Below are 24,498 nucleotides of genomic sequence, written 5' to 3' on the forward strand. Positions count from 1 at the left end.
ATAGCAATAAGAAAAAAATCTGACCTGCTTGCTGTTTGAGCAATATGGGGTCTAAAACATGTTGGGATAAACATATTTTGTTGGCTTTGTTCAACCTCTCGGCTAGAGAAGAAGTCCATTGCTAAAATGCACTCATTCGAAGGGTGATCGATCTAAGGCATATAAAACTAAAGACAGCATTTTTGTAGTTTCAACCATTAAAGTCAAGTTTAAAAATCGGCTTTTTTCTGATTACTTACAGACCGTTTGTTTTTTAAGCGCCCTCTCTTTCTTCGTATTCTTTGTAGTTTGTTTATTTATAACCAGTTAGCATATATTTAATAAAATACTTTTATAAATCTAATAAATAAATTAAATGAATGAATGTGAGTTTTTAATTCAATTGCCTTCATTGAAGTTGCTGCATAGATTAAATGATAAGAATCCAATATTTTATTGCTTATAAATCCCCCAATTCATCATTCACAAAGTTATTCATCCCACGCGATGTCCCTTTTATCCTTTGTGCTAAAAAATGCATAGATTCTACTGTCAAAAAAGCGCAAAATTTTCAGCATAATTTTGCATGATCACTCTAACTTTGGGACTGAATTTATGATGAAGACGACGATTGCTCGCACTGCCTGTATTTTATCTAGCATGGCATTTTGCCTGACCAGTTTGGACCTTTCAGCGAAAGAATATTACAAGTGGGTGGATGCAAAAGGTTCAACGCATTACACCACCACGCCACCGCCAAAAAATGCGCAGCGTAAAGGTAAAGTGAATACCTATGGTGCAACAACGACTACGCAATCTGCTCCAGCCAAAAGCCAACAAGAGGTTTCACGTGAAGCCGAACAGTCGAATGAACAAAATGAGCAACTGGCGGAACAACAACGCGAAGCCAATGCAGCGCTCCGCCAAGGTCAAGCCGTAGCCTCCGCACCACAATAATTTACGCCAAAGCCTTCAATTTTGACTTAAATTATTTACATCTACACAGCATCGCAAAATTCACTCTAGGCGTATTTTGCGCTATGCTGTAGCACAAACTTTTTAACCGTTATTTCTATTTACGTTTATGACTACTCACATTGACCCTGAATATCAAGCCAGTGCGATTGAACCTACAGTCCAACAAGACTGGGAAAATCGCAAAGCCTTTAAAGTTGCCGACCAAGTAGAAGGACCACGTCGTTATATCCTCTCTATGTTCCCTTATCCAAGTGGCAAACTGCATATGGGTCATGTGCGTAACTACACCATTGGTGATGTGATCAGCCGTTTCCACCGTTTACAAGGTGAAACTGTGCTACAACCCATGGGTTGGGATGCTTTCGGTTTGCCTGCTGAAAACGCGGCAATTGCACATCAGGTGGCACCCGCAAAATGGACTTTTGAAAACATTGCCTACATGCGTGACCAGTTGAAAAAGCTTGGTTTGTCTGTAGATTGGGATCGTGAATTTGCGACTTGCACACCGGAATACTACCGCTGGGAACAATGGTTATTCGTTCAGCTTTATAAAAAAGGCTTAATTTACCGTAAGCTTTCTACAGTGAACTGGGACCCTGTAGACCAAACTGTTTTAGCAAACGAACAAGTTGAAAATGGTCGTGGCTGGCGTTCTGGTGCATTGGTCGAAAAACGTGATATTCCAATGTACTACTTCCGCATCACTGACTATGCGCAAGAATTACTTGACGATTTAGAAACATTAAAAGACGGCTGGCCACAGCAAGTTTTAACCATGCAACGTAACTGGATTGGTCGCTCACAGGGTATGGAAATTACCTTCCCTTCAGCGAATCCAGACGTTTATGCAGATGGTTTAACTGTATTTACCACTCGTGCTGACACACTCATGGGTGTGACTTATGTTGCAGTTGCAGCAGAGCATCCAATGGCACTTAAAGCTGCGGAAAGCAATCCTGAGCTTGCTGCATTTATCGAAGAATGCCGTATGGGTTCTGTTGCAGAAGCTGATCTTGCGACTGCTGAAAAGAAAGGCATGGCAACTGGTCTTTCTGTGAAGCACCCAGTTACAGGTGAAGAAGTTCCTGTTTGGATCGCAAACTACGTCTTGATGTCTTACGGTTCAGGTGCGGTGATGGCAGTGCCTTCACACGATGAACGTGACTTCGAATTTGCCAACAAATATGGCTTAACCATCAAGCAAGTGATTGATGCCAAAGGTGCAGACGATGCAGACTTTGACGCAACCACTTGGCAAGAATGGTACGGTTCTAAAGAAGGCAAACTGGTGAATTCAGGCGAATTTGACGGTTTAGATTTCCAAGGCGCATTCGATGCATTCCTTGCAAAACTTGAGCCTCAAAAGCTTGCAAATGTAAAAGTTCAATTCCGTTTACGTGACTGGGGTGTTTCTCGTCAGCGTTATTGGGGTTGTCCAATTCCTATGATCAACTGTGAAAAATGTGGTCAGGTTCCAGTACCTGAAGAACAACTTCCAGTTGTATTGCCAACGGACGTGGTTCCAGACGGTTCAGGCAATCCACTCAACAAAATGCCTGAGTTCTATGAAACCACTTGCCCATGCTGTGGTGGCGATGCTCGTCGTGAAACAGATACGCTAGATACTTTCGTAGAATCGTCTTGGTACTACGCACGTTATGCATCTCCAGACTTTACTGGCGGCATGGTGGATCCTGCTGCAGGTCAAACATGGTTACCTGTAAACCAATACATCGGTGGTGTTGAACACGCGATTCTACATTTACTTTATGCACGCTTCTTCCACAAATTGATGCGTGATGAAGGTGTAGTCCAAGGCAACGAACCATTCACCAACTTGTTAACACAAGGTATGGTACTTGCGGATACCTATTACCGTGAAGCGGAATCAGGTAAGAAAACATGGTTTAACCCTGCTGACATCGAACTTGAGCGTGACGAAAAAGGTCGTATCACTTCTGCGAAATACAAAGAAGATGGTCAAGACGTGATCGTTGGTGGTCAAGAAAAAATGTCGAAATCGAAGAACAACGGGATCGACCCACAAGCAATTATTGACCAATACGGTGCAGATACTGCACGTGTATTCATGATGTTCGCAGCTCCACCAGATCAATCACTAGAATGGTCTGACGCAGGTGTTGAAGGTGCAAACCGTTTCTTAAAACGTGTATGGCGCCTAGCATCTGGTTTCCTTGAACAAGGCAACTCTGCTGCAAACATCGACAAAGCGACACTATCTACCGCTGCACAAGACTTGCGTCGTAAAACACACGAAACCATTCAAAAAGTGAGTGATGACATTGCACGTCGTCATGCCTTCAACACCGCGATTGCTGCGATGATGGAACTTTTGAATGCCAACAATAAGTTTGAAGCGAAAGATGACAATGACGTTGCCGTTGCACGTGAATCAATCACGACTCTTCTAACTTTACTTGCTCCTTTTGCACCACATTTAAGCCAAACCTTATTGGCTGAGTTTGGTATCGAATTAACATCAGCACGCTTCCCTGCGGTAGATGAATCTGCGCTGACTCGCAATACACAAACGATTGTAGTGCAAGTGAACGGTAAACTTCGTGGCAAATTAGAAGTGTCTGTCGATGCCTCTAAAGATGACATTCTGGCGCAAGCAAAAGCATTACCTGAAGTTCAGCAATTCTTGACTGGTCCAACCAAGAAAGAGATTGTTGTGCCGAATAAATTAGTGAATTTGGTGGTTTAATTTAATCCCCCTCTTGCGAAGCATTGCTTCTCACCTTTATAAAAGGGGGACTTCCCGCTCCCAACAAAAAATCGGATCTCCTCCCTTTTTTAAAGGGAGGTCGGGAGGGATTAAAAAACAATTCCCAAACAAAGCCCGTTGCCAGTCAACGGGCTTTGACTTTACAATCCACACAGGATTTCAACATTATCCCTTCGGGAAACAGAGGACACTTTATGCACTTGGTTCAACGTGTTGCTGCAATTGTATTAACTATGGGCCTTAGCGCAGGCATGGTCGGTTGTGGTTTTCATTTAAAAGGCACCAACCCTGCTGCTGTACCTGTGGCCTATTCCAATATGCGATTGGCACTTCCTGAAGATACGGATGACTTACATGAAAAGTTAGCGATTTATTTAGGTTCTGCGGGTGTGCAACTGAGTAATAATCAAAATGCCTATGTCTTACATGTGTTGGATTACACTCCACGTCGTTTAGAACTCAATGGTAAATTGGTTGAAACTTTACTGCGCTTGAATGTGACGTTCCAAATTGAAGATGCTCAAGGTAACCCTGTGACAGAACCACGTACATTGATGGCAACACGTAGCTACCAATACGACGTAGCAACCGTGAACACTGATGACCAAGAAGAAAAATATTTAAAACAAGTGATTATTGATGACATTGCACAACAGATCGTGCGCCAAATTTCATCAAACCGCTTACCAAAAGCAAACCCACTAACTGCACCGACCAAAGCTGAGTAATTTTGATTTATGAAACTTGACTATCTTCAGGCATTAAAACGTGTAGATGAAGCGCAAGGTGCCTGGGTGCTACATGGTCAAGAGCCATTACTTGAACAAAATCTCCTCGATGCATTTCGTAAGAGTTGGAACGCTAGAGAAATCGAGCGTCAACGGTATGACATTAGCTCTGCGTCCGATTGGAAAAATGTCTTTAATGCTTTAAATAGCTTGTCATTATTTTCCAGTCAACTGGCAATTGAGGCACATGGCAGCATTAAACCCGATGCCAATGGACTAAAATTGTTAAAAAGCTATTTGCAGCAAAATGAAAGTAACTTGCTGCTCGTGGTCATGCCGAAGCAAGACAGTGCGAGTTTAAAGACCAGTTTTTTCCAAACCATTGATGCCAATGGAGTCAATGTTGCACTGACTGCAAACTACCCTAAAGATCGTCAGCAAATTTTGGCCGTTGAAGCACAAAAGCTCGGCATTAAACTCGCCAATGATGCTTGGCAATGGCTAGAACAGCATCATGAGCACAACTTACTGGCTGCAAAAAATAGTTTAATGCGTGTCGCAGATACTTTTCCTGAGGCAGAGATGATCCAGATAGATCATCTGTACTCTTGCTTACAAGATCAGTCACGCTACACCACCTATGATTTAAATGATGCAATGCTGCAAGGCAATTTGGCGCAATCAATTAAAATTTTTCAATATTTGATTGCCTCTGGTGAGCCAATGTCACTCATTTTATGGAGTATCAGTAAGGAAATGCGCTTGCTTATGCAACTGTTTGAGCAACCACAAAATGCCTTACAAATTGGTATCTGGAAAACCAAAGTCGGGCTGTATCAACAAGCTTTACGCCGTTTAAATGCCAATGAGTTTTTGACTTGGCCTGCCCTACTGTTACGTTTAGATGCCTCGATTAAAGGTTTGGGACATGAAAATGCCGAACATCTGATTATGCAAGCCATTGCTCAGATGTGCGGTAAAAGGTTATTTCCGTCCCTGTTGACTTAACTAAAAAAGCGAGCAAACCAACTTTTGCCTTTTTTCTGTTCCTGCGAGCGCAGATAGTGCAGCATATTGTCTCGCACTGAATCTACATAATCTTGATCATCATGCTGAATGTGATTAATCAGCCATTTAGACAATAAACGATATAAATCTTGTTCAACCGAAACACCATTTTCAAATTTGGTTCGATACTCATTCAGTCGCCTCACAAAATGCTCATGAATCCCACGATGAGACGGCAAATACTGATAATGTACCTGTTCCAATAAATTTTCTTCAAAGCTGAAATGCGATTGTGTATAGTCAATCAAATCATCCAAAACCTCTTTGATTTTCTCTCGACTGCCATTCACGAGGATTGCTTCCAACGTATTGATATAATCTAAAATCTGGCGATGTTGATTATCAATAACATCAATGCCGATATTATATTTTTCATTCCATTCCATATCTAACCCCGACTTATATTCCTATTTTATTTTGTATATTTAATGAAAAAAAACCACTTATCATTAAACCCATAATTTTTTTATGGGTTTTGATCTTAGCTGCATTTTTAGAACAAGACTATTGCAAAAAATCACACACGCTCAACAAAAACTGTGCACACTAAAGCACAAACACAATGCATATTTTTATTTTAATATCATTAACATAGGCTACAAAAAAGCTTTATATCACCACTTTTTTTAATTTTCATTCAACTTTTTTCTAATTTGAAATTAGATTCAAATAAATAGGCATGAAATATGCTTTTTGTACTTTAATTGGCATTTAGTTACAGTTAAAAAATTATTTTACGCAGTAGAATGAGTCTGTTTACAGATTCTGCTAAGTCCCTTCATATCAATCGGAAAGCCTAAAAGGAAATAATAATCATTACTTCTTTGCTAAAATATTCACAATTTATCCGTATTTAAATCTTATAATTCAATCATCTTTCTAAACTTTTAACTGCCAATCATGCCAAAAATAAAACCAGCAAAATTGATCGTAGCCATCATCGTTGCTTTGGCAATCGCTGTCACTGCATGGCATTTCCTAAAACCTAAAGAAACTCAGCCGCAATATATTACTGCTGAAGTGAGTCGTGGTGACATTGAAAACTCTGTGCTTGCAACAGGTGTACTTGAAGCAACCAAAATGGTGAGTGTTGGTGCACAGGTTTCTGGTCAGGTGAAAAAGATGTATGTGCAGCTCGGTGATGAAGTGAAACAAGGTCAGCTGATTGCCCGAATTGACTCGGTACGTCAGGAAAATGATTTAAAAACTGCAGAAGCCAGCATCAAAAACCAACAAGCGCAATTGGCAGTTAAACAAGCAAATCTTGCAAAAGTCCAAGCTGAATATAATCGTCAACAAGCAATGTACGCTCAAGACGCGACTAGTCGTGCAGAACTTGAATCTGCGCTAGCAAGTTATAAAACTGCGCAAGCTGATATTGCAGCCATTAATGCACAAATCGAACAATCACGTTTAACTTTAGCGACTGCAAAAGAAGACTTAGGCTATACACAAATTGTTGCACCTATGGATGGAACCATCGTGGCGATTGTGACTGAAGAAGGTCAAACCGTAAATGCCAACCAAAGTGCGCCAACCATTGTGAAATTGGCAAAACTCGACACCATGACCATTAAAGCTGAAATTTCAGAAGCCGATGTGATGAAAGTCCAAGAAGGTCAAAACGTTTATTTTACAACCTTGGGCGACAGTGAAACAAAACACTATGCTACCCTGCGCCAAGTTGAACCTGCACCAAATTCAATTAACACCGAAAGCAACAGCAATACCTCTTCGTCTTCAAGTACTGCGGTTTACTACAATGCGTTATTTGATGTCCCAAATGAAGATGGCAAATTGCGTATCGATATGACCGCTCAGGTGTATATCATTTTAGATGAAGCCAAGAATGTCTTAACGGTACCTGCCGCTGCCGTACAAACCTCAAACCGTCCACAACGTAGCCGAAATAATACGTCTACCGATGGTCGATCTGCGGATAAAAATGCCAACGCAGAAGCTAAATCGAACAAAGACCATCCAAATCGTCCTAAAGGTTTAGAACTGACTGAAGCTGAAAAGGCACTGGTCAAACAAGGTAAAGCGAGCGTTGCCATGGTGCGTGTATTACAAGCGGATGGCGCTGCGCAACCTCAACCCGTATTACTTGGCTTAAATAACCGTGTGACCGCACAAGTGATTCGTGGCTTAAAACAAGGTGATCAAGTCGTGATTGCCGACGGTTCAGACACTAGTAATGATTCTGCAAAACGCAGTAATCGCGGCGGCCCAATGAGAATGTAATGATGAGTCAAAATCAGACGCCTCTACTCGAGGTCAAGAATCTGACTCGTGAATTCCCTGCTGGTGAAAGCACAGTCCAGATTCTAAAAGGGGTTAATCTTGAGATTTACCCAGGTGAACTGGTGGCGATTGTAGGTCAGTCCGGTTCTGGTAAATCTACCCTCATGAACATTTTGGGGTGTTTAGATAAGCCAACCAAAGGTAGTTACAAGGTCAAGGGGCGTGAAACCCGTGAACTTGAACCTGATGAACTGGCACAGTTACGCCGTGAATATTTCGGCTTTATTTTCCAGCGTTATCACTTACTCGGTGATTTGAATGCTGCGGGTAACGTCGAAGTTCCCGCTATCTATGCCGGTGCAGATGCAACCGAACGTAATGCACGTGCCAAGCAACTGCTGACCGACCTAGGATTGGGTGAAAAAACTCAAAACCGTCCGAGCCAACTCTCGGGTGGTCAGCAACAACGTGTGTCGATTGCCCGCGCCCTCATGAATGGTGGTGACGTTATTCTTGCCGATGAACCCACCGGTGCATTGGATAAGAATAGTGGTATTGAAGTGATGCGGATTTTGCGCGAACTCAATGCCAAAGGTCATACCATTATTTTGGTCACGCACGACCATAATGTTGCAAAAAATGCGACTCGAATTATTGAAATTTCTGACGGTAATATCATCTCAGATCAGCCCAATGTACCTGAAACAGGTGATGAACCTTTAGAAAAACAACAACTCGTTCCAAACACACAGAAAAAAACCTCGAGCTGGCGCTCAGCCGTTGACCGCCTTGGTGAAGCATTCCGTATGGCGATTCTTGCCATGAATGCACACCGGATGCGTACATTTTTAACCATGCTCGGGATCATTATTGGTATCGCTTCTGTGGTTTCTGTTGTGGCTCTTGGGAATGGTTCACAAAAGCAAATTTTAGAAAATATCAGCAGTTTAGGTACCAATACCATCACGGTTTATCAAGGTCGTGGATTTGGTGATAACTCAAGATCATCGCAAGTAAAAACATTGGTTCCAGCCGATGCGACGGCCCTTGCGGAACAACCTTATGTCGATGGCGTTAGTCCTTCAGTCAATTCATCTGTTACAGCACGTTTTAAAGACACAGAAGCGTCGACCACAGTGAATGGCGTGAGTGAAGATTTTTTCTATGTCAAAGGAATGAACTTCGCTTCGGGTCAGCCTTTTGATAAAGAAAGCGTGACTGAGCAAGCGCAAGATGTGGTGATTGATAGTAATACTAAAAATACCTTCTTTGCCGATGGCACCAACCCTGTGGGTCAAGTGATTTTATTAGGCAGTGTGCCGAGCCGTATCATTGGTGTGATCGAAGAACAAAAAAGCATGATGGGTAACTCAGATAGCCTGAATGTGTATTTGCCGTATTCCACGGTCATGAGTCGTATGTTAGGTCAGTCGAATGTACGCAGCATCATTGTCCGCGTAAAAGATGAATACCCAAGTGCTGCTGCTGAGAACGCCATATTAAACTTATTGGTGCAACGTCATGGCGCGCAAGATGTCTTTACACAGAACTCCGATAGTATCCGTGAAACCATTCAACAAACCACAGCAACTATGACCTTATTGGTGTCTGCGATTGCGGTGATTTCATTGATCGTCGGTGGTATCGGGGTCATGAACATTATGTTGGTTTCTGTGACTGAGCGTACTCAAGAAATTGGTGTGCGTATGGCCGTGGGCGCCCGTCAAAGTGACATTCTGCAACAGTTCCTGATTGAGGCGGTGTTGGTGTGTATTTTAGGCGGTGTACTTGGAGTTTTATTATCTTTGGGTATTGGACAATTGATTAGTCATTTTGCCGGTGGAACATTCCAAATGGCCTATTCAACGACATCTATCGTTGCTGCATTTGTCTGCTCAAGTATGATTGGTATTGTGTTTGGCTTTATTCCTGCACGTAATGCCGCACAGCTTAACCCTGTCGATGCGCTTTCTCGCGAATAAGGAAATAATGATGCAAATGACCTTAACTAAACTTGCAAGTGCCTTCATTCTCGGAAGTAGCCTAGTCGGCTGTGCCGCTGTGGTTAAGACGCCGTATGAAGCTCCTGCAACACAAATCCCGACGCAATTTCAAAATGCGAAAGCCATGAGTCAGCAAGTTCATGCCGATACGTATGCTGACCAATGGTGGACATTGTTTAATGATGCTCAATTAAACCAGTTGGTGAATCAAGTTTTAGCTGCCAATACTGACCTCGCTGTTGCAGGTATTAATTTACAGCAAGCTCGACTACAAGCAGGTTTGGCTGAAAATAAACAAGGGCCACGCGTGAGCTCAAGTGTTTCAACTGGACATAACTTTGACCTTAACTCAGGTGATGATTCATCAAAAGGTGTGTCACTCAACGGTGGTGTTAGTTATGAAGTAGATTTATTTGGTCGTTTGGCTAGCCAGACAGAGGCCGCAAAATGGGAAGCTTTAGCAACTGAACAAGACCTGCAAGCCACTGCTCAAAGCTTGATTGCAACAACAGCTAATCTATATTGGCAGCTCGGCTATTTAAATGAGCGCTACAGTATTGCACAGCAAAACTTAGCCAGTACGCAAAAAACCTATGACTTGGTCAAGGTGCAATACAAAGCTGGCGCCGTATCAGGTTTAGATCTAACGCAAGCGGAACAATCTGTACAAAGTCAAAAAGCGACCTTAAGCCAAATTGCCCAACAAAAAGTGGAAACACGTACTGCATTGGCTGTGTTATTGCATCAGCCTGTACAGCAACTGAATATTGCTGAGCCACAGCGTTTACCTCGAATTGCATTACCGACGATTGCAGCAGGTTTACCTGCCGAGTTGTTGTCTCGCCGTCCAGATTTACAAGCGAGCGAATTAAGATTACGTAAAGCTTTGGCAAATAAAGATGCAACGAAAGCCAGTTACTATCCTTCAATCAGTTTAACTGGCAGTTTAGGTTCGAGCAGTACGTCTTTGAGTAATTTATTACAAAACCCAGCTTTGGCTTTGGGTGCAAGTTTAAGTTTACCTTTCTTGCAATATAACGATATGAAGAAAGACCTTGCGATTAGTGATTTAGATTATGAAAAATCTATTATTCAATATCGTCAGACCTTGTATCAGGCTTTTGCCGATGTGGAAAATGCACTATCCAATCGTACTGAGTTAAGCCAACAAGTTGCATTACAAGAACGTAATTTACAGCTTGCAGAGAAGACTGAACATTTAACAGAAGTACGTTATCGAAATGGTGCCATTGCGTTGAAAAACTTACTCGATGCACAAGAAACCACACGTAATGCTCGACTGTCTTTGGTTCAAACCAAGCAAAGTCAATACAATGCTTATGTGATCTTGATGCAAGCTTTAGGTGGTAGTCCGATAAAGCAGTTGCCTTAAGTTATAGATAAAAAGCCCTAGAGGGGCTTTTCATTAAAAGTCTGTTATTTAATCTTTGAGTTACCACTTAACTACCATTTTCTATAATATCTTTATACTGATATAACGTTTTTAACTTTGTACCTGAAAATTCCATGCCAGTGAAATCAATGAATAGATGCTGTCCATCACTACTTTTTTGATATTCAGAGAAAGTCTATCCATAGAGTTTAACAACACTCTGAACAAAACCTGTGACCACTCACAAAAAAGTCAAAATAGATATTTGATCATTAAATAACATTGAAGCGCTGTATCAGAGTAAGTTTAATTTCTAGCTCGTTTATTATTTTCTTACGTATATCATTGAGTTTTAAAATTAAATCTAATAGCCAATATTATCGTGATTAATAAAAACTTAATTATATGATGATTGATTGTATAATAAATTTTAGGTGCAGACTTATTCATACCAATATTATATTACCAAATAAGTATTTAATGATAATTTAATAAAGCTATCCCGATAAATCAATTCCACTTTTATCTATACTAATTTCCAACTTAGTATACTCACCAATTATTCAATCATACGAAATTGATAATTCTTGAATAGATTTCTTTGCCTCATTAAGAAATCCATTTAAGAATTATTTTAGGGCGTGTCCTCATTTGAAAAATTGGTTTTAAATACTTAAAATCCTCCTTTAAGCTCTTTTGATTTCTATATTTTTTCAATGGCACGTACTCTTCTCACCGATGATATCTGGCAGCAAATTCAAGATACTATGCGATTACACGGTTGTTACTGTTCAAAGAATAGTAGAAATATCATGGAAGCGATCTTATGGAAACTGCGTACAGGCGCCACATGGCGTGATATTCCCCAAGAATTTTGTCCTTGGCAAACTGCTTACAATCGCTTTAATCGTTGGGCAAGCAAGGGATTGTGGGATAAATTTTTTTTAGATTACGAGGCATCTTGGATCAAGAATGGGTATTCATTGACGGAAGCTACATACGCGTGCATCAACATGCAAGTGGAGCTCGGCATGGTTTCGAAAGAGCAATTGGACAATCACGCGGTGGACGAACAACAAAAATACATCTTGCAACCGACGTGAATGGATTACCGATTGATTTTAAAATCACTGAGGGTGACGTCCACGACAGTCAAGTTGCAAAACAACTGATTGATACGGTAGACGAGGCAACTTATCTCATTGCTGATAAGGGGTATGATGCTGAGCACATTAGAATATATGCCAAGAACAAGAATATGATTCCCATTATTCCATTGAGATCAAACAGTAAGAGATCGAATAAGGAATTTGATAAATATCTATATAAATTAAGACATTTAGTTGAAAATGCTTTTGCGAGATTAAAACATTTCCGTGCTATTGCAACTCGATTTGATAAACTGGCACGCAATTATAAATCTATGATTCGTATAGCCTGTATATTTATTTGGTGCAAAGCCAAATGAGGACACACCCTAGTAATTACATATCATCAAAAAAAACTATGATCAAAATATCTCAACATAATACCTATAATAATTTAAGACACCCACAAATAATGTAAAGTTATTTAGAGTTAAATTCACCATTTTCAAGTCTTTTTAAATACTCTTGCGCTACCTCCTCACCATTTAAAGCAGCCTTATTTAACCATTTTTTTGCATTTAAATTATCTTTTTTTAACCCATTCGTACCTAACAAATAGGACAACCCTAAATTTAATTGAGCCAAACTATAATTTTGTAAAGCAGATTTTTCCTCCCAATATAAATATAAATTAGGATTTTTTTCTAGTCTTTCTCCAAATGCATATTCGCCCGCCAATTCATCTTGTGCTATTGGATCTCCTTCTTGAGCTGCTTCTGTTAGATACTGAATATATAATTTTGGATTTGAATCTTTATAGCTAATAGCTATTTCATAATTCTCATTATCACTTAAAACATTAATTTCAACATTATGCTTATCCTCTTGATTATTTTTAATATCATTCATAACATTCTTTGTATTAGAACAAGAACAGATTAATAGCACCATTAAAACTAAAACACTTTTTTTCATTTGATAACCTCAATAAATATTAAAATCCACTAAACCACTGAGAAGACGGTGGAATATAAATTGGATCTGGCTTTGGATATTTTTTCGCTTCCTCAGTTCTTCTTTTAATCTCCTCTCTACACGTATCATCACATGTGTAATTTCTACAACTCTCAAACCTTTGGCTAGTAACTCTTGCTTCCCCCCCTGTAGCACCAACTGACGCCACATAGCCTCTAGTAATCCATGTATACCATCCTACTGATCGAGCTTTTCCTATATGTGTATTACCAACTGAAACACCTTTTACAACGCTTAGCGCAACTCCTTTATCTACCCAATCCCCGTTAAAAACATCAGGTTCAATTCTACTAAGCCCATCTTCAAACGTTACAGAATTCATGCCAAAAGCGCCAACAGAAAGCCCTTTGGAATAACCTACTCCCCCAGCATAAATTTGTACTTTTGCTCTTCGCCCATTCTTGCACTCACTCGTTAGGGTAAAATCCCCCCCATTAGCAAATGCTAAACTTACTTGGTATGCACTGCCCGTCCACTGTATCAACCCTAATGGATCCACCCACAGATTCGGATCACTTACATAACTACTATTATTTACCCCCCCAAATAAGCCAATTGGATCCTTACTCAAATACCTTGCACTATGTGGCTCATAATATCTGTAACGGTTATAATGTAAACCTGTTTCACGATCAAAGTATTGTCCCTGAAATCGGATATTGGTTTGTTCAAGTGAGTTTTCACTCGCCTTGATCCCTAAAGAAGTGCCCCATGTATCCTGTTTGATTTCCCAAACGCATTCACCTAACTCATTACTTAGTGTTTGTGGTGTACCCACTTGATCACAATGATAAAACGTAACCCGTTCTAACTCAGCCTTATTCTTCCGTGTTTCAGTTTTCCATACAGGGTCTTTATAAACTGAGTAAGGTTCTGTTTGGAACTTTAAGTAATCTGGCGTTTCGATTAATTTAATAAATCCTGCATAGCCTGTTTGTAATAATGGTACAAGGCTATTCGGCTCATAAACATAATGTTTGGTATATTGTGTTTGTTCATTACTGGATTGTTGTGACTCCCAAATCATTAAGTCACCATCCCAACCAAATAACGTTAAGCTGTTTTCTATCGGGCTATGTTTATATAAGCGTCGCCCAAAGACATCATAGCCATAAGTCGTGACTTGACCATTATTGTCACTTCGCTCTAAACGATTCAGGTTATCCCAAGTCAATTTAAGCGTTTTACCAGCTTGGGTGGTTTCAACCACATTGCCCAGTGCATCGTATTTATAGTGTTTGCCTTGATATTGCGTAATCAGGTTATTTTTCACTTGTGATGATTGTGTCGCAATCGGGTCAATCAAGTTACCCGCTGGGTCAAAGGCAAAGCTTTCTGTAAGTTGCGGACCTTGGCTTTTGATCAATCGTCCAATTACATCGTATTGATAGTTGAGTTGACCTAAGCGACTGTCCTCAACTTGGGTCAGTAAGTAGTTTTTATCGTATTGATAATGACGTTCTGCTTGATGCTGTACACGACCTGTAGTTTCTTGTTCTGGTCGAATAATTTGTGAACTCAGCAGACCGACATCATTATAATTTTTGCTTTGAATTAAGCCATTGGCCAACATGCGTACTGTTTCACGATGCAAATCATCACGTTGGAATGCCACCATATCTTGTTGGTTAAAGGCGATGCCATAGATATGCCCTGAACCATATGTCAGATTGGTTTGGACTTGTCCATCTGGGCGGATAGTCTTGCTTAAGTTGCCCAACTCATCGTATTCGTAACGCAACACTGCAGTCAGCGGCTTTAAATTTGGCACGTTATAGTGCTGATGTTCGCGTACCAACTGCCCGAGCGGATTTCGATAAAAGTTAATTTGGCTTTCTTTATTTGTCACCTGGCTGAGTTGATTATTCAGGTTGTATTCGAATTCTTCGGTTTGACTATGACTTGTTTGCACATGCATATAGGTTTTTGAAGCGATTGAGCCATCTGGGTGGTAGCCAAATTGGGTCAGGATATTCAGTTGACGGATTTGGAGTAGTTGTCCATTTTCATTGTAGCTGTAATACTTTTCTTCGCCATCAAAGGCTTGTTCATGCACCAACTGCCCAAAACGATTATAACCAAATAAATATTCGGCATGGTTTTGGTTGATGAGTTTCTGAATCCGACCTTGTTTGTCCCACTGATAGCCAATTTGGTGTCTATTGGCATCAATTCTTTGTTCAAGTAAGCCAACAGTATTGTAGCGATATTGTGTGACTAAGCCTTTGGTATCGGTATGTTTAAGTAATCTTCCTTCTTGATCATGTTCAAATTGTTCTTTGAGTCCATCAGGATAAACAATAGTTTTGAGCTGTCCTTTATCTTTTCCTGCTGAGCTGTAGATATATTTGACTTGCTGCGCATCAGCAGATTGTTGTGCGGTAAGTGTTCCTTCCTCATCGTACTCCCATGCGCTTTCTTTGCCTGAGCAATCGCTATAAGACACCATTTGTCCAAGGTCGTTATATTGGATTTTTTTAGAACCGCCTTTGGCATCAATAATTTCAACAATTTGATTATCATTATTATATTTATACTGTGTTGCATGACCTAAAGGATTAATTTCCTTGGTGACATTACCATCAGCATCATACTCTTTTTCCCAGATATTGCCTTCGGGGTCTTTGGTTTCAGATAAATTCCCTGCTTCATCATAGGCAAAATGGATGATACCACCATTGGGTTGAACAATTTTAATTAGCTGGCCTTGATCATTATAAACCTGTTCAGTTTCCAGCCCTGCAAAGTCAATTTGGCGGGTGATGCGTTTTTGACTGTCACGCGAAAGCCACTTTTCTCGTCCATCGGCTAAACGTGTACGATAGGTAAAGCCATCTAAGTCAAAATAATAATAAGTTGGCACATCATAGGCATCATACACCGCCACCTGACGTAAACGCGGGTGCCACTCTAAACGTGTTTTGAAACTACCGTCATCAGCCCATTCTGCGATCGCCTTAGCTTTGGAGTCAGTCGACTCATAACGAATATTTTGTCCACGCCCTGTACGGTCAGTATAACGCATTAATTGGTGTGCCTCGTTATACTCATAACTACGGGTATGACCATTTTGATCAATCACCTTGATCAAATTCCCTTGTTGATCATATTCATAACGCGACAAAGGCTCAGGCTGCTCATCAACAAAAGCTGCGATAATTTTAACTTGATCATTAAATGCAAATTTAACTTTATGCTTTCCACTTTTCAATTGGAAATCGATTGCTTGTAAATAAGCAACTTGTTCCAACAAAAGATATTCAAGTACAACTTTTTCTTCTGTTTTTTCATTAAACTGCTGTACAAGATGGTAATGCCGACCACCATTAAAACTATGAAAATGAAAGTTCCAATCTGAACCAAAATTCAACAACAAGTCTTCATTTTCTAGAGGTTCTACCGTGAAGCCTTCATAGGGTACCGTATATGCCTCATACAAAATTGACTCTGGGAGCTGATGCTTCCGTCCATTGCTATCAATAAAGAGATAACCGTTTAAATTTTGGAGAATGACATTAGAAAATGGCATCATCCAGCGAGCGCCAATCATACTGTCATCAAACTCATCCATTTGTGAATTGTATTGACGACTAAAAGAAAAACCCACTTTAGATAAATAAAAATCGGTATGATTCACGCGTTCCGCACCAATCGAATAACTAATGCTGTTTCCAGATTGAGAGTCTGCTCCCATACACGATGAATTATTTAAGGCATCAACTTGTAAATATAAAAACTCTAAAGTATCACCTGTCGTATGCTGTTCGTGCTCACCTGTTTGGTTTAAAGGCACACTCGCACTGGCTTTATTGCCTTGTTTTTTGATGGCTTTTAAAGTTTCTTGAATAAGCCATGCCAAGGTATATTTTTGCCCCGCATTGCTTTGTTTTTGAATTTCATTAGGAAGTAAGCTCAATGCCTGAGTTGCTTCGGTTTGCAATAATGTACCTGTCTGTGCTTTTCTAATTTTAGGTAGCATATTGGCAAGTGCGCTGGTTTTACTTAAATCAATCAGCGGTTTTGCCCAATTGCTAAATTGTTCTGCCGGATCTCGTTTTTCAGCACTTGCACCAAAGCTAATAGTCGGTGAAACCAGCCCCGACTGAATAGGTGCTGCAAAAGTGTTTAATATTGATGTTCCTAAATTTGTCGCACCTGAAAGCAGGCTAGGTAGTTTGGCCTGTGTTTCAGTCAGAAACTTTTCTAAATCTCCTGCCATTTGTGCATTTAAATGCAAGGTCATACGGCGAATATCAGCTTCTTGAATTTTGCCATTTTCTGGATAGAGCTTTTCAGCCATCAATCCCAATAATGGACGCAATGCCATACGCACATGCGCTTCAGCTTTTGGCTCTAAATATAAGCCAATCAGGTTCATGCTCAGCAAAGCAGATTTTTGCAAAGCGGCATCGCCTTGTTCTTGCTCGGTTGCAAATAATAGTAAGTCCAACACTGCACCTGAAAGTGCAAAAATATTGGCCACCGTAGGCACATTTGCATTGGCTTTTAACTGCTCAAGGCTGGTATTTCCACACGCTTTTAAATAATCCTGAATTTGATGTGCTATAAATTTATGATCTTCAGTATGCGTCACACTTTCTAAATTAAAAATTGCCAGTTCTACGGCTGGCTTATTTATTGTCTGTTGTTCTTTTTGAACATTTTGATCAATTGTCATGTAAAAACCTATTACTCAAATTCTAAATATTTAAAACTGTGTTTGACGCTAGCTTTAGCAAACGCTAACCATTGTTCTTTTTCGGTCGTGTAGTTTCGATATAAGTGAGATAAGGGCTTGAATATTGCTTCCTATCTACCCAATCATCGTCACTAGCAAGGACTGGTATCGCTTGTGCTGGTGCCGCTTCTGCTACTTTTATTTCAGGCACTTTAGGCACCGCGACTGGTGCAGCTGTCACATTCGCGGGCGTTGCAGAGCCTTCTCGAATGGTTTCTGTATAGGTCAATGCGCGTGTGGAATAAGAAATTTTACGGCCCACAATGTCCTTATCAATGGTTGCTTGAGAGTTCTGAACTGCGGCAGCAGTTGACCCAGAAACGATGCCGTTACTCATTCCACTTCCACCTAATACGCTGGATAAGCCTTGTGCCCCCTGACCCAAACTTGCCATTTGTGAAGCAGAAAGCCCAAAGTTGAGTTTCGATGAAATTGCAGATAGTGCAGAGTTGCTGACTTGGTCTTTAAATTGATTTAACGCTTGTCCACCAACATCTTTTAATGCATTTTTTCCTATATTTTTTAAAGAATCTGCATTTAAATTGAATAAGTTATCTTTAAGCTGTGAAGTTAAATTTTGCCCCAACGACCCGAGTGCATTCTGAATCAAGTCTGAAGCTCCCGGTACAACGTTTTCTGCCCATTGATAGTCACGCTTAAAATGACTCGCTGAATCCCAAGCACTTCGAGGATCTTTGTCAAACTCAACTTTAGCCGGTCCTGGTGCAATACCCGTTACTTGAGCAAAGCCATTGCCGTCTAATTTTCCTGTAACTTGCTTGCCCAAAGCATCAATCACTTTAAATCCAGTTCCGCTAAAGAAATCTTGACCACCATAGCTCTTAAGCAGTTCTAAAGCCCCTTTCATCGGATTAGAAGCAGGAAGTTGTGCAGACTTGCTAGCACTCGATGCTGGTTTAAATAGATGCTGCCCTGCATTTACTTCAAATTTACCGCCTGTCTTAGCAAAAATTCCCGAGCCATTTAAAGTAATTTGGGAAGTAGCTCCTGTGATCACAATCTCTTTAGGACTGCTAATCTCTATTTTGTCCTCAGTAGAAGAAATCGTAATTCCTTTTTTTGCCAAAATATCCAAAGCATCAGACTGTGCCTGAATTTCGACTTTACTTTGCGCTGCTATTGCTTTAATGCCACCTTGAGCTGCAAATAAGCTAACCTTACCTAAAGCTTGTCCCACAATATTTTTTTGCGTACTCAGGTTAATGCTATCACCGGCAATTTGGTTGATCATGCCTGTTGCAGATAAATGAATATCCTCTGGTGTACTAAGTGCAATACCATCCACTGAGTTAAGTAAAAGAATGGCTTTTTTAAATTTAGCGATATCTTTTTCTATTTCACTGGCAAAAGCTTTTAGCTGTTCAACAGATTCAATTTCATCTGTTTTTTGTTGTTTTGCAATATCACTTAAAGACTTACTATTACTATGACTCGTCTCCAGCTGTGTTCTTGCAATCTCTGCATCTAAATGTTCACCATTGGCCTTTTCCTGTTTATAAGTCGACACCAATAAACCTTGTCCAGCTCGTACTGCCCCCCATTGATCGGTCCGCAGCTCAAAACCTTCACCCCGATCTTCACTTTCTGCTTTATCTTTTGGATGACTGAGCTTACCGAGGTTCAGTTGGCTCGCACCATGACTACTTTGCAGCTGGGTACTAATTTGCCCCGTGGTGTCATCAAAGCGTAATTGACCAAAACCCTCTCCCGCCACTTCTTTGGAACGAATTCCCGCGAGTTTTTTGGTATCGGGTAATTGTCCTTTATTGTCAAATTTAGTGGGACTACGCTGCGCTTCATGAATACGCCCCACGACAAAAGGTCGGTCAATATTGCCATCAAAGAAATCAACGACGACTATTTCACCAATTCGAGGTAAGAAGCGTGCGCCATAACCTTCGCCGGCCCAAGGCGTCAGCACATCAACCCAAGCCGAGTCTGTGTCATTATTGTTCGCACCTGCACCACCATCATGGCTATGATCATCAGAACGGGTAAACAGAAAACGGACTTTTATCCGCCCCCATTCATCAACATGGATTTCTTCACCGGCAGGCCCCACAACTTTAGCACGCTGCGGATGTGTTACTGGTCGATGTGTAAGTGGATTAAATTCAGGAACGGTCGTAATATTTCGACGTTGCAAAGCCAAGGTATTGGCTTGGCGTTCATCCGCATCGCTTTGTTTGACTTGCCACTGACTTTGATGGATTAACTGTGTAACTTGATCGGTTAAGTCTTTGGGTAAATTATTTTGGTTATAAAAAGACTTAGATAAAATCAAAAATTCTTGATCGGCACCACGATGTTGGTCAATCTCTGGATGCTCATCCAATTTGAACCAATAACCAACTTGTGTATCACGCACGGTACTTTTAGCAATAAATTGTTTGGCTTGAGCCGCATAATAATCACTAAAATTTTGATTGAGACGTTCAACTTGAGCACTATTAGAGGCAGTTGCAGCATCTTCACCATTCAGATCTTGCATCCATGCAGGGCTCACATGCCATGCCTGCTCTAAGCTTAAGCTCGCATTATCTTGATTTTGACTATGTAGATGCTTGCTTTGTACTGCACCACCACCCTCGTCCTGTTCAAGCACATCCGCTTGCCATCGTTGCACATGTACCGACGTCGGTTGCAGACTGCGCTGACCGATAAAACTGGTCATACTGTCATTTTTTTCAGTTGCACTACTGCGATGAAAACGGATATTACGTCGCTCCAAAGCTTGATATTGGCTATTTTCATCAATCAAACGTAGCTTTTGAGCTGCTATGGGTGTCGCAGACGATGTTACAAAAGATTGAGCTTCATCGACCAACCAATGAATGCCTTCACTGCGTAGTAAGCGGGTAATAAAATCATAGTCGGTTTCATTACTTTGCATCATGAATGGTCGAACGTCATACTCTTTTTTTAAGCCACTTAAGTCCAAACTTAAGCTCGCTGCAAAAAGTGGGCTCTTTTTTTGCCATTCCTTAAAAATAATCTCGACCACATCTTTGACCGATTTATTCATAAACACGCGGCTATTACGACGCTTATGCCATAGTGCCGTTGCATCTTCTAAGGTCAACTTATATAGCGTTAATGCACCATCACTTTGGCCTTGAAATGCTTCTGTAATGATCCCGGTAATACGAAAAAGTTGCCCCGCATCGGTCACCTGATCGATTGCGACTTGCGTGCCAATAAATTGTTTCAGTTCGAGCGTGGCAGAAGTTGAGAGACAGATGAGCTGAACATTCAAACCTTCACTTAAGGCATGTTCCCCATCAATACGTTGCAAGAATACTTGTTCATTCAGCGTGGTATTGGAAAATTGAATGTGCAAAGCACGTTTTTGTGGACTAATGCCCAATTTTTCAATTGCAGAATATATATTGTTCAGCATCGTTATTATCTAAAATCAGATTTTTATAAAATATGCGGGGTATTTAATCAAAAAAACTCATATTTTTCTAGGCATAAACTGCCTGCTTTGTTGGGTTTTATGTAAGTAAAAATTCAAATTTCCACATTAATTCTTTATGTTATTTTTACTCTATTTATTTCTGCATTAAAAAAATATAGAGACCATCAAACTAAACTTCAGGTCTCTTCATACCACCTTACTGCCTTGCATCAATATTAATTGGTATTTAAAAATGCGTGAATATTCTCCAATTGTTCTTGTGCTTCGACATAGCCTTGCAAGGCCGCTTTTTCCAAATATTGCTGTGCAATTTTAAGATCACGCTCTACGCCCATGCCATGAATATATAAATAGCCCAATCGCGTTAACGCCGCAGCACTCATCCCCTGAGCCGCTTGTGCATAATAGCTATGCGCTTGGGTTAAATCTTGCTGTACACCTAAACCATGTTCTGACATTTCACCAAGTTGGTACAAGGCAGTCACATTACCCAATGCTGCCGCTTGCGAGAAATACTGCAATGCTTGTTGGAAATCTTGTGTTCCCCATTGTCCTTTTAAATTAACTAGACCTAGTTGCGTGAGTGCATCAGGATGACCTAATTTTGCCGCTTTCAACAATGCCCGCTGGCTTTGAGCTTCATCAAACTGTAGATCAGGCAAGATATTGTCCACGGCTAAACGGTAGAGATACCAAGCAGCATCCTGCGAACCTTGTTCTGCGGCTTTTTCCAGATAACTCAGACACTGATCACGATGTGGTAAAGGATATTCTGGCAATGCATAAAAACGTCCAATCACATAATTCTGATCGGCGACACAAGTAATGGACATATCATTTAAATGCCTAGCAGCTTCATTTAAAAGTTGCTGTGCTTGCTTGATATTTCGCTCAACACCGACCCCATGTAGGTAGCATAGTGCCAAACCGACTTGGTTAATGAATAATGGTTTGAATTGATACGCTGTTTGATATAACTCAAATGCTTTTTGCGGATCATCACTAACCAAATACTTTTCAAAATACAGCGCTGCAATAAGACTAATTGCATCAGCATCTTTAAGTTGAGCAGCTTCGGTCAGAAAGCGAAAACCTAAAGTTTCCTGCTTCTCCAAGTACCAACCATGAAAATGTGCAATGCCTAATAATCGGCTGGCTGCAGCAACTTTGTGCTCTTTGGCCTGCTGCAAAAGATCATGATAAACCCGCTGACGCTGATCGACGTCGATTTTACCCATCAATACTGCTTGATAATATTCATACAACTGCTGCTGGTGCCCGAGTAGCAATCCTCGCTTTAAATATTGCAATGACTTTTCATCATTTTGCGCAAGATACTTTCCTTGTGCATAGAATTGCTGCAATTGCTGAATAGCCGCCATATGGTCTTGTTGGGCAGCTTTCAGTAAATATTCCAATCCCAAAGCAATATTTGGCGTGGCTTGGTTTAAATAGAACTGTGCCAATTGATACTGTGAATTGGCATGTCCATTGTCCGCATTTTTTTGCAACAAATCTAAATGTTGCTGCTCGGCATGTGTCTGATCTTCTGGGTTTAATTCGGCGAGTCGATATTGCGCATCCAAATGACCGCGTGAAATCGCATGTCGATACCAATACTGCGCTTTTTCAAGATTGGGTACACCGCCATAGATACCTTCTTCAACTTGTCCCAACACATATGCAGCATCATCGCTGCCTAAACTATTGGCTTTTGCCAATAGAGCCAGCGCATTTTCCACACTGACTTCTCTGCCTAAGCCTTGTAAATGCATCTGTCCCATAGCGACATAGGCCTGTGGAATTTCATGCTGTTTGGCCAAATTTTGATACAACTCATAGGCACGCGCATAGTCGGTTGGTGCATCAAGCATTAAACGTTCTGCGAATTTCAGCTGCGCATCTAATTGGTCTATCCACAAGTCATGCCCAACCGCTTTAGCCTGATCGCGTTTCACTGGATCGGGTCTTTTCCACATCCAAAACGCAAGTGCTCCCATCCCCAAAATTAGTATCAGTAAAAACCACATACTCGCCCCAAAAAAATCAATATTTTAATTATTCCAACATTGTGTCTGATTTTAATTCTATATACAAAAAAAGCACCGAATTCGGTGCTTTTTTTTTTCAAAATGAGATAGCTGTCATGCTTTTGCTCGTTTTGCATCAAGTTTTTTGAGCACCTCTGACACAGCCACCATCGCAAAGCTGGACGTCACCACTACTGCTGAACCATATCCACCACAACGTAAGCCCGCACTTGGACAAACATCAGCACTGGAAAATGGATTATCAATCGAATAAACACAGGTAATCCCAAACTTTTCTTTCGGCTTTTTACAAATGCCTTTGCCGCGTAATTGTGTCCGCAATTTAGCTAACATCGGGTCTTGCTCTGTTCTTGATAAATCTGCGACTCGGATTTTCAGCGGATCAAGTTTGCCCCCAGCCCCACCTGAAACGATCAACGGAATTTTATTAAAACGGCAATGTAGCATTAAGGCAAATTTGGCCTTCACATCATCAATACAATCTAAAATCAGGTCAGGAGCACCTGCCAAAATTTCTTTGACATTTTCGGGTGTGAGATAATCATCAATCAAATTTATTTTGATTCGAGGATTGATCGCACGGCAGCGCTCTGCCATCACTTCAATTTTTTCATGTCCCAGTGTCGTGCTCATGGCTGGCAATTGTCGATTAATATTCGATGCAGCAACCACATCCATATCGACCAAGGTTAGCTCACCAATACCTGTACGCGCTAAAGCTTCGACCGCCCATGAGCCTACACCACCGATCCCAATCACCATGACATGACTTTTTTCATAATGATGAAAACTTTCATCACTATATATTTTGGCTACGCCAGCAAAACGGCGGTCATATTCATCATCTTGGAGCAGTTCAGTCATAGGTTTGGAGGCAGTGTTAAATCAGCCGCCATTTTAGCAAATTCACTGCTTTTTTTCTTTGATAAAACGCAATTCAGGGTACATCAGCAATAGAGCTGAATCCGCATCAAGTCTAAATCCATCAAAATAAACATTTAC

Annotated in this window: 14 protein-coding genes; 8 read left to right on the plus strand and 6 right to left on the minus strand. The window is 40.7% G+C overall.

Going from position 1 to position 24,498, the window contains the following annotated elements:
• The first annotated feature begins 594 nt into the window (after positions 1–594).
• From FTU06_RS00210 to holA, 4 genes are all read left to right on the plus strand, one after another.
• Positions 595–936 (plus strand): DUF4124 domain-containing protein, encoded by a 342-nt coding sequence (locus tag FTU06_RS00210; RefSeq protein WP_257234196.1) that lies wholly within the window; start codon positions 595–597, stop codon positions 934–936.
• 127 nt (positions 937–1,063) lie between these two features.
• On the plus strand, positions 1,064–3,685 hold the full coding sequence (gene leuS / locus FTU06_RS00215) for a leucine--tRNA ligase (protein ID WP_180144213.1): 2,622 nt from the start codon (positions 1,064–1,066) through the stop codon (positions 3,683–3,685).
• A gap of 215 nt (positions 3,686–3,900) precedes the next feature.
• A complete protein-coding gene (gene lptE, locus FTU06_RS00220) occupies positions 3,901–4,434 on the plus strand; it encodes an LPS assembly lipoprotein LptE (protein WP_078192675.1) in 534 nt (177 codons plus the stop codon).
• 9 nt (positions 4,435–4,443) lie between these two features.
• Complete coding sequence (holA, locus tag FTU06_RS00225; protein ID WP_180144216.1) at positions 4,444–5,442, plus strand: DNA polymerase III subunit delta; 999 nt, start codon at positions 4,444–4,446, stop codon at positions 5,440–5,442.
• Here holA and FTU06_RS00230 read toward each other — a convergent pair.
• Positions 5,439–5,888 carry a bacteriohemerythrin gene (locus tag FTU06_RS00230; protein WP_180007206.1) on the minus strand — a complete coding sequence of 150 codons (450 nt, stop codon included), beginning with the start codon at positions 5,886–5,888 and terminating at the stop codon, positions 5,439–5,441. The genes holA and FTU06_RS00230 overlap by 4 nt on opposite strands.
• Before the next feature lie 514 nt (positions 5,889–6,402).
• Between FTU06_RS00230 and FTU06_RS00235 the strand changes: the two genes are divergently transcribed.
• The 4 genes from FTU06_RS00235 to FTU06_RS00250 all read left to right on the plus strand — a co-directional run bounded on the left by FTU06_RS00235 (position 6,403) and on the right by FTU06_RS00250 (position 12,610).
• Complete coding sequence (locus FTU06_RS00235; RefSeq protein ID WP_180144219.1) at positions 6,403–7,746, plus strand: MacA family efflux pump subunit; 1,344 nt, start codon at positions 6,403–6,405, stop codon at positions 7,744–7,746.
• Between the two features lie 2 nt (positions 7,747–7,748).
• The gene (locus FTU06_RS00240) at positions 7,749–9,728 is read left to right on the plus strand and encodes a MacB family efflux pump subunit (protein ID WP_180144221.1); all 1,980 of its coding nucleotides are present in this window, start codon (positions 7,749–7,751) and stop codon (positions 9,726–9,728) included.
• 10 nt (positions 9,729–9,738) lie between these two features.
• Complete coding sequence (locus FTU06_RS00245; protein WP_180144224.1) at positions 9,739–11,142, plus strand: efflux transporter outer membrane subunit; 1,404 nt, start codon at positions 9,739–9,741, stop codon at positions 11,140–11,142.
• Between the two features lie 716 nt (positions 11,143–11,858).
• A protein-coding gene (locus FTU06_RS00250; protein ID WP_373683053.1) for an IS5 family transposase occupies positions 11,859–12,610 on the plus strand; the annotation gives its coding sequence in 2 pieces (ribosomal slippage) (positions 11,859–12,093 and positions 12,093–12,610; 753 coding nt in all).
• Between the two features lie 100 nt (positions 12,611–12,710).
• On the opposite strand, the gene FTU06_RS00255 is transcribed toward FTU06_RS00250, so the two are convergent.
• The 5 genes from FTU06_RS00255 to FTU06_RS00275 form a co-directional block, all read right to left on the minus strand.
• A complete protein-coding gene (locus FTU06_RS00255) occupies positions 12,711–13,205 on the minus strand; it encodes a tetratricopeptide repeat protein (RefSeq protein WP_180004529.1) in 495 nt (164 codons plus the stop codon).
• Positions 13,206–13,224: 19 nt separating this feature from the next.
• Positions 13,225–17,943, minus strand: coding sequence for an RHS repeat-associated core domain-containing protein (locus tag FTU06_RS00260; RefSeq protein WP_180144225.1), 4,719 nt, complete (start codon positions 17,941–17,943; stop codon positions 13,225–13,227).
• A gap of 64 nt (positions 17,944–18,007) precedes the next feature.
• Positions 18,008–21,424: a type VI secretion system Vgr family protein gene (locus FTU06_RS00265; RefSeq protein WP_180144227.1), complete on the minus strand. Its 3,417-nt coding sequence runs from the start codon at positions 21,422–21,424 to the stop codon at positions 18,008–18,010.
• Between the two features lie 236 nt (positions 21,425–21,660).
• Positions 21,661–23,475, minus strand: a complete 1,815-nt coding sequence (locus FTU06_RS00270) for a tetratricopeptide repeat protein (RefSeq protein WP_180144229.1) — start codon at positions 23,473–23,475, stop codon at positions 21,661–21,663.
• A gap of 114 nt (positions 23,476–23,589) precedes the next feature.
• Positions 23,590–24,360, minus strand: coding sequence for a ThiF family adenylyltransferase (locus FTU06_RS00275; RefSeq protein ID WP_180004537.1), 771 nt, complete (start codon positions 24,358–24,360; stop codon positions 23,590–23,592).
• Positions 24,361–24,498: the final 138 nt, after the last annotated feature.

The organism is Acinetobacter sp. YH12052 (assembly GCF_013419835.1).
GTDB classification, from domain to species: domain Bacteria; phylum Pseudomonadota; class Gammaproteobacteria; order Pseudomonadales; family Moraxellaceae; genus Acinetobacter; species Acinetobacter amyesii.